We start from the raw sequence: 10,668 nt of genomic DNA on the forward strand, positions 1-10,668 counted from the left end.
GTCGTTACCCCAGGTTGACCCGCCCGCCGGCATGGCGGTCGAGCCGCCCGGCCAGTTCGAGTTCGAGCAGCACCGTCTGCACCACCGTCGTCGGGCATCCCGATTGCCGCACCAGTTCGTCGACCGCCACCGGCACCGGGCCGAGCAGTCCGGTGATCCGCGTCCGGTCGCCGTCGCTGGCGTCGGTCGCCGCCGGTTCGCCGACATAGCGCCCGCCCGGTGCCCGCACCGCGCGCGCATCGATCGGGCGGAGCATTTCGGCCACGTCGGCCGCGTTCTGCACGAGCGTTGCGCCCTCCCGAATCAGCAAATTGCATCCCTGCGCCCGAGGATCGAGCGGCGATCCCGGCACCGCCATCACCTCACGCCCCGCCTCCCCCGCCAGCCGGGCGGTGATGAGCGACCCTGATCGTGGTGCCGCCTCGACCACCACCGTGCCCAGCGCCAGCCCGGCGATGATCCGGTTGCGCGACGGGAAATGGCGGGCGAGCGGCTGCGTGCCCGGTGGCTGTTCGGCGATGAGCAACCCGCGAGTCGCCACCTCCTCCTGCAAGCCGGCATTTTCGGGCGGGAACACCACGTCGATGCCGCTGGCGATGACTCCGATCGTCGCATGGCCGATCGCGCCCTGATGCACCGCCGTGTCGATGCCGCGTGCCAGTCCCGACACCACGCAATATCCCGCCGCGCCCAGTTCCTCCGCCAAGCCCCGCGCGAACCGGCAGGCCGCCGCCGATGCGTTGCGGGCACCCACCATCGCGAAGCACGGCCGCGCCAGCAGCGACAGGTCGCCGCGCACGATCAGCGCGGGCGGCGCACTGTCCAGTTCGGCCAGCAACGCGGGATAGTCGGGATCGCCGAGCAGCAGAAACCGCCCGCCGAGCGCACGCACCGTCGCGATCTCCCGCCGCACCGCGCCTTCGTCGGCCAGCACCGGCGCCCTGCCGCCCCCGCGCGCCGCCAGCATCGGCAACGCATCGATCGCCGCCGCCGCATCGCCATAGCGATCGATCAACGCCCGGAACGTGACCGGTCCGATATTCGCCGACCGGATCAGCCGCAGCGCCGCGAAGCGGGCCGCTTGCGGCTCATTCACGCTTGCGGCCGATCCTCGGCTCGGTCCCGGCGACCAGTCGTTCGATATTCTCACGATGCTTCCACAGCACGATCAGCGCGAGGCCGAGGAACAGGATCACGAGATCGAACCGCCCGGCCCATGCCGCCGCGATCGGCGCGGCGACCGCCGCCGCCATGCCCGCGACCGACGAAATGCGTACCGTCGCCAGCAACCCCAGCCACATGATCGCATAGGCCAGTCCGGCGATCGGGCAGAGCGCGACGACGACACCCATCATCGTCGCCACCCCTTTGCCGCCGCGAAAACGCAGCCACAGCGGATGGCAATGCCCGATGAACGCCGCCGCACCGGCGATCGGTTCCTCGCCCGGAAACAGCGCCGCGACGATCCACACCGCCGCTGCCCCCTTCAACAGGTCGAGCAGCAGCGTCGCCGCCGCCAGCCCCTTGCGTCCGGTACGCAGCACGTTGGTCGCGCCGATATTGCCCGACCCGATCGTGCGCAGGTCGCCGGCACCGGCGCTGCGGGTCAGCAGGATGCCCCATGGAATCGATCCCAGCACATAGCCGATCAGCAACGCCGCCGCCGGCGGGATCCAGAGTATTTCGCTCGGCAGGATAGCCCCCTGAACTTGCCGTCTGTCGCATGGAGGGTAAGGGGTTCGGCGACGGCATGCAACGCGGCCGGATACGCCAAGGGGAGTATGCCCGGTGATGGGCCAGACGACGCAACCGATCCTGTTCTTCGATTCGGGCGTCGGCGGCCTGTCGGTGGTCGCGCCGACGCTGGCGCTGCTGCCGACCGCGCCGATCGTCTACGCCGCCGACTCGGCCGGTTTTCCCTATGGCACCCGGACCGAGGCGGAGATCGCGGCGCGGGTGCCGGCGCTGCTCGGGCGGCTGGTCGAGCGGTATCGCCCGCGCCTCGTCGTGATCGCGTGCAACACCGCATCGACCATCGCGCTGCCGGTGGTGCGTGCCGCGCTCGACGTGCCGGTGGTCGGCACGGTGCCCGCGATCAAGGTCGCGGCGGAACTGTCGCGCAGTCGCGTCATCGGCGTGCTCGGGACGCAGGCGACCGTCCGCCAGCCCTATGTCGACGACCTTGCCGCGCGCTTTGCCGGCGACTGCACCGTGCTGCGCCATGGATCGGCGGCACTGGTCGAACTGGCCGAGGGGGCGCTGGCCGGCGACGCACCGTCACTCGACCGGATCGCGACCGAACTTGCGGGGCTGTTTATGCAGGAACGGGGCGACCGGATCGACGTCATCGTCAACGCCTGCACCCATTTCCCCTTACTTGAGGCCGACATGATCGCGGTCGCGCCCGATGGCGTCCGCTTCGTCGACGGCGGCCCCGGCATCGCCCGCCGCATCGCGACGCTGACGGCGGGACAGCCCTTTCCCGAAGCGCCGGTCCCCGGACGACTTGTCTTCACCCGGCTGGGCGAGCGCGAACGGGCGATCGCCGCGACGCTGGCCCCACGCGGGTTCGCGTCGGTCGAAGCGCTTTGAGCTTTCGGTCATGGGCGCCGATGCTGAGACAAAATGTCCAAGGGGGTCGATCAGGGTAACCGCTTTTATCCGCTGGAAACGCGACCGCGCAACAGGTACACCCGCGCCCCATGAGCATCGACGCAGTTCCGGCCCGCTCGGTCGATTACAACCGTGTCTTCGCACAGGCGATCGACCGCCTGCACGAGGAAGGGCGCTACCGCGTCTTCATCGACATCCTGCGCAACAAGGGGCAGTTCCCCAATGCGCGGTGCTTCGCCGGGCATAACGGGCCGAAGCCGATTACCGTCTGGTGTTCGAACGACTATCTGGCGATGGGCCAGCATCCCGCGGTCATCGCGGCGATGGAAGAAGCGCTGCATGACGTCGGTGCCGGCTCGGGCGGCACCCGCAACATCGGCGGCAACACCCATTATCACATCGACCTCGAAACCGAGCTCGCCGACCTGCACGACAAGGAAGCGGCGCTGCTGTTCACCAGCGGCTATGTCTCGAACGAGGCGACGCTGTCGACCATCGCCCGCATCCTGCCGGGCTGCATCATTTTTTCGGACGAGCTGAACCACGCGTCGATGATCGCGGGCATCCGGCATTCGGGCTGTGAAAAGCGGGTGTTCCGGCACAACGACCTCGCCCATCTCGAGCAGTTGCTGGCCGCCGAAGACCCGTCGGTGCCCAAGCTGATCGCGTTCGAAAGCGTGTATTCAATGGATGGCGACGTCGCGCCGATCCACGCGATCTGCGACCTTGCCGACAAATATAACGCGCTGACCTATCTCGACGAAGTCCATGCGGTCGGTATGTATGGCGCGCGCGGCGGCGGCATTTCCGAACGCGACGACGCGGCATCGCGACTGACGATCGTCGAGGGGACGCTGGGCAAGGCGTTCGGGGTGATGGGCGGCTATATCGCCGCCGATCGCACCGTGATCGACGTGATCCGCTCCTATGCGCCGGGCTTCATCTTCACGACCAGCCTGTCGCCGGTGCTGGTCGCCGGGGCATTGGCCAGCGTCCGCCACCTCAAAGGCTCGACTGCCGAGCGTGAGGGGCAGCAGGCGGCGGCCGCGACGCTCAAGACGCTGTTCGCCGATGCCGGGCTGCCGGTGATGGACACGACCACGCATATCGTGCCGCTGATGGTCGGCGACCCGGTAAAGGCCAAGCGGATCAGCGACATCCTGCTGCGCGAATACGGCGTCTATGTTCAGCCGATCAATTATCCGACCGTCCCGCGCGGCACCGAACGGCTGCGCTTCACGCCAGGGCCAGCGCACGACACCGCGATGATGCGGGAACTGACCGCCGCACTGGTCGAGATCTGGGGCCGGCTGGAACTGCGCAAGGCAGCCTGAACGCCGGTCCCGGCGGATCGGCGGCAAGCCGGCGCTGTTCCATTGCGCCGGTGTTACTTCGCCCCGAACCTATGGCTGCGCCAACAGTCCGGTGAGCAGCGTCAGCACCGCCAGTCCGACCGACAGCGGCACGCGCAGCTTCATCCACCACGCCGGTACATGCCCTGCACGCACCAGCGCCATGTCGACCAGCAGCGATCCGAGCAGCCCTGCCGCCACGATCGCCGATGCCGACAGGACCGACGCGAACAGGACCGCGCCAGCGACCAGCGCGACCAGCGTCGGCACCACCGCGATGCCCAGCCACAGCGTCAGCGCCGCGCCGGCCACCCGCGCCGACACCGCGCCCCACCACATCCCGCCCAGAAAGCTCAGGATCAGCGCCGAATAGAATAAAGCCAGCGCCAGCATCATGCCGCCCTTGGCCGGATCGATCAGCCGTACCGCGACCGCGACGATCGGCGGCAAGAGCCCGGCATAGCCCAGCAGCAACGCGGCGATCGGCGGACGGACCACCGGAGCAGCATCGACCCCGTCAGCCACGGCAATATCCCTCGCCCGGCTTGACAGTCAGACAGTCCTTCTTGCCCGCCAGCCATTTCAGCCCGGTCGCATCGCCGTCGGTCGGTCGCAGCAGCAGCGTTTCGCCCCCGCGTTCGAACCGGATGCCTTCCGGTGTAACCGTGCCGACGAAATCGCCCTTGTTGTCGAGGTCATATTGCATTTCGAGCTTCACATCGCCCTGCGCCGGATCGCTGACGACCAGATAGGTGCCTTCGACGCCGACCCAGCGGCCGAGATAGCGGGTCGCTCCCAGTGTCGCGGTATCGCTGGCGGTCGGGGTTGGCGTGGGAGTCGGGGATGGTGCCGGAGTCGGTGCCTTCGGCGCGGGCAGCGGCGTGGCGGCGCTGTTTTCGATCGCCGCCTGTGTCGCAGCACCTTCGCTGCGCCGTTCCGACGCGCCGCACGCACCCAATGCAAGTGCCGCGACGATGATCGTTCCACGCATCCTTGCCATCCCTTTCGCCTTTCCCAATGACCTCAGCCTAGCGCCCGGCCATCCCGACGGCTAGAAGCGGCCCATGGCCCGTATCGCAATCGCATCCGACCACGCCGCCCTAGGGCTCAAGGCAGAACTCGTCACTTGGTTGCACGACCAGGGGCACGAAGTCGCCGATCTGGGGCCTAACGAACCGGCCAGCGTCGACTATCCCGACTATGGATACAAGCTGGCACAAGTAGTTAGCGGCAAGGATGCCGATTTCGGCGTCGCCTTGTGCGGATCAGGCATCGGCATTTCGATCGCGGTCAATCGCGTCGCCGCATGCCGCTGTGCGCTGGTGTCCGAACCCCTGTCGGCGGCACTGGCGCGCGAACATAACGACGCCAACGTCATCGCAATGGGCGCACGGCTGGTCGGCAGCGAAATGGCGAAGGCGTGTCTGGCCGCCTTCCTCTCCACCCCGTTCGGCGGCGCCCGCCATCAGCGCCGCGTCGACAAGCTGGGTACTCCTCCGGCGTAAGCAGAAGAATTGGGTTCACGCGAAGGCGCGGAGACGCGGAGGGCGTGCGCTGCCCCCGCTCGCGCCGGCGAGCCTTCTGTTCACCTCGCAACCGGGCTGCAAAGGATCGCTGCGTGATAGGTGTCCGCGTGCACGACGCTTTCGCGTCTCCGCGCCTTTGCGTGAACCACCTTCTTCTACCGCCGGCCTGAAACCCAATTCCCCGGGTGGCATTTCGATGACACCCGGACTAAAGCGCGCGCGACCTCTTTTTCAGCGGGAGCCGCGCCCCATGACCGACCAGTTCCGCCCCGACGGTTTCTTCGAAACCACCCTAGCCGATGCCGACCCCGCCGTGTTCGCGGGCGTTACCCACGAACTGGAGCGCGAGCGCTATCAGATCGAGTTGATCGCATCGGAAAACATCGTTTCGAAGGCGGTGCTGGAAGCACAGGGTTCGGTCTTCACCAACAAATATGCCGAGGGTTATCCCGGCAAGCGTTACTATCAGGGGTGCCACCCCTCCGACGAGGTCGAGCTGCTGGCGATCGATCGCGCCAAGCAGCTGTTCGGCTGCGGCTTCGTCAACGTCCAGCCGCATTCGGGCGCACAGGCGAACGGCGCGGTGATGCTGGCGCTGACCAAGCCCGGCGACACGATCATGGGCATGAGCCTCGACGCGGGCGGTCACCTGACCCACGGCGCGAAGGCGGCGATGTCCGGCAAGTGGTTCAACGCGGTCCAATATGGTGTCGATCGCGAAACCCATCTGATCGACTATGACGAGGTCGCGGCACTGGCGCGCGAGCACAAGCCGACGCTCATCATCGCCGGCGGCTCGGCCTATCCGCGCCACATCGATTTCGCCAAGTTCCGCGCGATCGCCGATGAAGTCGGCGCGAAGTTCATGGTCGACATGGCCCATTTCGCCGGCATCGTCGCCGCCGGCCTGCACCCGACCCCGTTCGGCCAAGCGCATGTCGTCACCACCACCACCCACAAGACGCTGCGGGGCCCGCGCGGCGGCATGGTGCTGACCAACGACGAAGCCATCGCCAAGAAGATCAATTCGGCGGTGTTCCCGGGGCTGCAGGGCGGTCCGTTGATGCACGTGATCGCGGCCAAGGCGGTCGCATTCGGCGAAGCGCTGCGTCCCGAGTTCAAGGACTATATCCGCGCCGTCGTCGAGAACGCACAGACGCTGGCCGCCACGCTCAAGGATCGGGGTGCCAACGTCGTCGCCGGCGGCACCGACACGCATCTGGCGCTGATCGACCTGACCCCGCTGGGCGTCACCGGCCGCGATGCCGACGAGGCGCTGGAGCGCGCGGCGATCACCTGCAACAAGAACGGCATCCCGTTCGACCCCCTCCCCCCGGTCAAGACCAGTGGCATCCGCGTCGGATCGCCCGCCGGCACCACCCGCGGTTTCGGCAAGGCCGAGTTCACCGAGATCGGCCATATGGTCGCCGACGTGCTCGACGGCCTGCGTGCCAAGGGCGAGGCCGGGGACCCGCAAGTCGAAGCGGACGTTAAGGCACGGGTTCGGGCGCTGTGCGAACGGTTCCCGATCTATCCGGGTCTGTAAGGAGGTCACATGGTCAAGGACAAATCGGTCGGCAAGAGCATGGCGAAATGGGGCGCGCTGGGCGCGGTCATCGCCATTCCGGTGCCGTTTGTCGGCCCGCTGATCGGCGCGGCTGCCGGTGCGGGCTATGCCTATTACAAGGCGAAGAAGCAGACGCGTTACTGACGCGCCCCGCCCGTGCCGCCATGTGGCGGCGCGGGCGGTTTGACAGGAAGACCGATGCGCTGCCCGTTCTGCGCCCATGACGACAGCCAGGTGAAGGACAGCCGTCCCAGCGACGACGGCGCGGCGATCCGGCGACGGCGGCAATGCTCCGGCTGCGGCGCGCGGTTCACGACGTTCGAACGCATCCAGTTGCGCGACCTGACCGTGGTCAAGTCGGGCGACCGCCGCCAGCCTTTCGACCGCGACAAGCTGCTCCGCTCGGTCGCCACCGCCTGTCGCAAACGGCCGATCACGCCGGCACAAGTCGAGCGCCTCGTGTCGGGTATCCAGCGCCAGCTGGAAACCACCGGGGACAGCGAAGTCGCCTCGGGCCGGATCGGCGAGTTGGTGATGGAGGGACTGCAAGGCCTCGACCCGGTCGCGTACATCCGCTTCGCCAGCGTCTACAAGGACTTCCGCGAGGCGAAGGATTTCGAGGAATTTGCCGGCACGGTCGGGGATGCGGCGAAGGGGTAAGACCTTCACCGCGCCTACTCGCCCCTTGCCCAACCCACACCGTTCGGTCCGAGCAGCTTCGAGCTTGTCGAGAAGCGTCCGTCGAGAACGCGTTACCGGTAACGCCCTTCCCCCGGTCAAGTTCGAGCAGTATCGAGCCGGTAGAGACACGCCCGTCGAGAACCCAAGGCCCGCCATGTTCCACGTCTACATCCTGAAATGCTCGGACGGCACCTATTACACCGGCCACACCGACGACCTCGACCGCCGCGTCGGCGAGCATCAGTCCGGCACGATCCCCGGCTACACTGCCGATCGTCGCCCGGTCGAACTGATGTGGAGCGAGACGTTTCAGACCCGAACCGACGCGCTGGACCGGGAGGCTCAGGTCAAGGACTGGTCGAAGAAGAAAAAGGAAGGCCTGTTCCGCGGCGATTGGTCGACGATCTCGACCGCAGCGAGTGCTCGACAGCCGAATCTCGACAGGCTCGATGCTGCCCGAACCGAACGGGAGGGTAGCGCGACCACCCAACCCGTCATCGTCCTCGTCCGCCCGCAACTCGGCCAGAATATCGGCAAGGCCGCCCGCGCCATGCTGAACTTCGGCCTCACCGACCTGCGGCTCGTCGCCCCGCGCGATGGCTGGCCCAATCCCGAAGCCGGCCCGGCCGCCAGCGGGGCCGATCAGGTCCTGCGCGATGCCGTGGTCTACGACAGCGTCGCCGATGCCGTCGCCGACTGCGCGCATGTCTACGCCACGACCGTCCGCAAGCGCGGCATCACCAAACCGGTCGTCACCCCCGAGGTCGCCGCACAGGCGATTCGGGCCGATGCCGGTCGCTCGGCGATCCTGTTCGGCCCTGAACGCTCCGGTCTCGAAACCGATGACGTGGCGCTCGCCCGCACGATCCTGACCGTGCCGATCAATCCCGAATTCGGTTCGCTCAATCTCGCGCAGGCGGTGATCCTCGTCGCCTATGAATGGTCGAAGGGGCAGGATCTCGCCAGCCCGTCGATCGTCGACCTCGGCGAACCCGCCCCGCACGAAGAACTGGAGGGCATGATCGGCCAGCTGGACGACATGCTGGAAGCCGCCCGCTTCTTCTTCCCGCCCGAACGCGCTGTCACCTCGCGCCGGACGCTGCGCACGCTGCTGACCAAGCCCGGCTGGACGTCGCAGGAGGTGCGCACGATGCGCGGCGTGCTCTCGGCGCTCGACGGGGCGAAGCGGCGACGCTGACGCCGGTTGAACGGCAGCGCGGACCGCGATAGCCTCGCGCGTCCGCCCGATCCGAAAGACCAGCCATGCGCTTCAAAACCCTCGCACTCCTCGCTGCCGCGCTGATCGTGACACCGTTGTCGGCCGCCACCGCGCCACAGACGGCGAAGACCGCCGAACCTGCATGGCAGGCAGCGACAAAGCTGAAGCGCGGCGTCAACATCATCGGCTATGACCCGCTATGGCGCGATCCCGCCAAGGCGCGGTTCCAAACGAAGCATTTCGCGATCATCAAACGGGGCGGCTTCGATTTCGTCCGCGTGGTGTTGCAGGCGTTCGAGCACATGGACGCGCAGAACCGGCTCGATCCGCAGTGGCTGGCGACGCTCGACCGGGTCGTCAACGAAGCAACCGCCGCCGGCCTGACCGTCATCCTCGACGAACACGACTTCAACCCCTGTTCGGCAGCACCCGACGCCTGCGAACCGAAGCTGGTCGCGTTCTGGCAGCAGATCGGCGAACGTTATCGCGGCGTGCCCGACAGCGTGATCTTCGAACTGCTCAACGAACCGCATGCCCCCCTCGACGCCGCGCGATGGAATGCGATGCTGGCCAAATTGATCCCGGTGGTGCGCGCGACCAACCCCAATCGCACGCTGGTGATCGGTCCGACCCGCTGGAACAATCTCGAAGAATTGCCGACGCTGAACCTGCCGCGGGACGACCGGAACATCATCGTGACGTTCCATTACTACGAACCCTTCCGCTTCACCCATCAGGGCGCGCCGTGGGCCGACGATATGGCGAAGGTCAGCGGCATCCCCTTCACCGTCGCCGACGAAGCCCGGATCAAGGCCGATTACGACAAGGTTGCGGCGTGGTCGAAGGCGAATAACCGCCCGATCCTGCTCGGCGAATTCGGCGCGTACGACAAAAGCGGCATCCCGATGGAAGCCCGCGTCCGTTATACCTCAGCGGTCCGCCGCGAGGCGGAGGCCCATGGCTTCCCCTGGGCCTATTGGCAATTCGACAGCGACTTCATCTTGTACGACATCGACAAGAATCGCTGGGTCGAACCAATCCAGCAGGCGCTGGTGCCGACCGGTAAATAAATCGGACTGAACTGATGGGATGGATGCCCCCTTCGAGCGGCGTCGTATGATGCCGGACCGGCACCGGGAGGTGCCAAGCGAAGGAGGAGCAGATGACCGACGTCCACATCCTCGCCATCGACCTTGCGAAGCGCAGCTTCCAGATCTACGCGACAGCGCCGGGAGGGTCGTGTATGGATGCCCCCGGTTTTGCAAGGCGATTTTCCGACGTTCTGGCGGCTCGGCGCTTATATCGTTTGTGTGTCAGGCCTGTTCGCGTGGCTCATCGTTTGCCACTGGCCGGTATGCAGTTCGAAGAACGCGGTCCACATCGGTTCAGAGAGCTACGATGCTCGCGCCCCGGGACTGGTTTCCACGTCCTGAACATTGAAGTCCTTGCCGCATAATCGTCAGTCGATCGCCTTGCGAGGGCCGCGAAGCCCCCAGGCGCTTACCGGTTCGCTTCAGAGGAAGACGACCGGCTTACGCCATCCGATAATTCTCTTCTCGCGTCATCATCGCCCAGATCATGCGCGCCATCTTGTTGGCCAAGGCGACCGCAGCCACCATTCGCGGCTTGCGACCGAGCACATGGCCGTGAGCTGCTGCCGGTCTGGTAGACACGAGGTTAAGCTACCTGCGCTTGCCGCTCGAAGTCCAT

General features: G+C 66.7%; 13 protein-coding genes and 1 pseudogene. 9 read left to right on the plus strand and 5 right to left on the minus strand.

What is annotated here, in order from left to right; all coding sequences use genetic code 11:
- Positions 1-4: 4 nt before the first annotated feature.
- Together dprA and plsY are read right to left on the minus strand one after the other, a co-directional pair.
- Positions 5-1,096 (minus strand): DNA-processing protein DprA, encoded by a 1,092-nt coding sequence (gene dprA, locus ASE91_RS08995; protein WP_056625158.1) that lies wholly within the window; start codon positions 1,094-1,096, stop codon positions 5-7.
- Positions 1,089-1,655 carry a glycerol-3-phosphate 1-O-acyltransferase PlsY gene (plsY, locus tag ASE91_RS09000; RefSeq protein ID WP_327196771.1) on the minus strand — a complete coding sequence of 189 codons (567 nt, stop codon included), beginning with the start codon at positions 1,653-1,655 and terminating at the stop codon, positions 1,089-1,091. Before plsY ends, dprA begins: the two co-directional genes overlap by 8 nt.
- Positions 1,656-1,791: 136 nt before the next feature.
- On the opposite strand from plsY, the gene murI reads away from it, so the two are divergent.
- Together murI and hemA are read left to right on the plus strand one after the other, a co-directional pair.
- A complete protein-coding gene (gene murI / locus ASE91_RS09005) occupies positions 1,792-2,592 on the plus strand; it encodes a glutamate racemase (protein ID WP_056625164.1) in 801 nt (266 codons plus the stop codon).
- 110 nt (positions 2,593-2,702) lie between these two features.
- Positions 2,703-3,947, plus strand: a complete 1,245-nt coding sequence (gene hemA / locus ASE91_RS09010) for a 5-aminolevulinate synthase (RefSeq protein ID WP_056625167.1) — start codon at positions 2,703-2,705, stop codon at positions 3,945-3,947.
- 69 nt (positions 3,948-4,016) lie between these two features.
- On the opposite strand, the gene ASE91_RS09015 is transcribed toward hemA, so the two are convergent.
- Together ASE91_RS09015 and ASE91_RS09020 are read right to left on the minus strand one after the other, a co-directional pair.
- Entirely contained in the window at positions 4,017-4,490 is a 474-nt protein-coding gene (locus ASE91_RS09015; RefSeq protein ID WP_056625170.1) for a DUF3429 domain-containing protein, read from the minus strand.
- Positions 4,483-4,956 carry a hypothetical protein gene (locus ASE91_RS09020; protein WP_056625173.1) on the minus strand — a complete coding sequence of 158 codons (474 nt, stop codon included), beginning with the start codon at positions 4,954-4,956 and terminating at the stop codon, positions 4,483-4,485. Before ASE91_RS09020 ends, ASE91_RS09015 begins: the two co-directional genes overlap by 8 nt.
- A gap of 73 nt (positions 4,957-5,029) precedes the next feature.
- Here ASE91_RS09020 and rpiB point away from each other — a divergent pair, with 73 nt between their 5' ends.
- The 7 genes from rpiB to ASE91_RS19300 all read left to right on the plus strand — a co-directional run bounded on the left by rpiB (position 5,030) and on the right by ASE91_RS19300 (position 10,414).
- Positions 5,030-5,470, plus strand: a complete 441-nt coding sequence (gene rpiB, locus ASE91_RS09025) for a ribose 5-phosphate isomerase B (RefSeq protein WP_056625176.1) — start codon at positions 5,030-5,032, stop codon at positions 5,468-5,470.
- A gap of 271 nt (positions 5,471-5,741) precedes the next feature.
- Positions 5,742-7,037 (plus strand): serine hydroxymethyltransferase, encoded by a 1,296-nt coding sequence (glyA, locus tag ASE91_RS09030; RefSeq protein WP_056625178.1) that lies wholly within the window; start codon positions 5,742-5,744, stop codon positions 7,035-7,037.
- A gap of 9 nt (positions 7,038-7,046) precedes the next feature.
- The gene (locus ASE91_RS20085; protein WP_200909452.1) at positions 7,047-7,202 is read left to right on the plus strand and encodes a hypothetical protein; all 156 of its coding nucleotides are present in this window, start codon (positions 7,047-7,049) and stop codon (positions 7,200-7,202) included.
- A gap of 54 nt (positions 7,203-7,256) precedes the next feature.
- A complete protein-coding gene (nrdR, locus tag ASE91_RS09035) occupies positions 7,257-7,718 on the plus strand; it encodes a transcriptional regulator NrdR (protein WP_056398484.1) in 462 nt (153 codons plus the stop codon).
- 175 nt (positions 7,719-7,893) lie between these two features.
- Positions 7,894-8,937: a TrmH family RNA methyltransferase gene (locus ASE91_RS09040; RefSeq protein WP_082449835.1), complete on the plus strand. Its 1,044-nt coding sequence runs from the start codon at positions 7,894-7,896 to the stop codon at positions 8,935-8,937.
- A gap of 65 nt (positions 8,938-9,002) precedes the next feature.
- Positions 9,003-10,028 (plus strand): glycoside hydrolase family 5 protein, encoded by a 1,026-nt coding sequence (locus ASE91_RS09045; RefSeq protein ID WP_056625180.1) that lies wholly within the window; start codon positions 9,003-9,005, stop codon positions 10,026-10,028.
- 92 nt (positions 10,029-10,120) lie between these two features.
- Positions 10,121-10,414, plus strand: coding sequence for a hypothetical protein (locus tag ASE91_RS19300; RefSeq protein ID WP_156357747.1), 294 nt, complete (start codon positions 10,121-10,123; stop codon positions 10,412-10,414).
- Between the two features lie 76 nt (positions 10,415-10,490).
- On the opposite strand, the pseudogene ASE91_RS20580 reads toward ASE91_RS19300, so the two are convergent.
- A pseudogene (locus ASE91_RS20580) lies at positions 10,491-10,598 on the minus strand (IS110 family transposase); the annotation flags it as partial.
- Between the last annotated feature and the right edge of the window lie 70 nt (positions 10,599-10,668).

Source organism: Sphingomonas sp. Leaf62, from assembly GCF_001421915.1.
Classification (GTDB): domain Bacteria; phylum Pseudomonadota; class Alphaproteobacteria; order Sphingomonadales; family Sphingomonadaceae; genus Sphingomonas.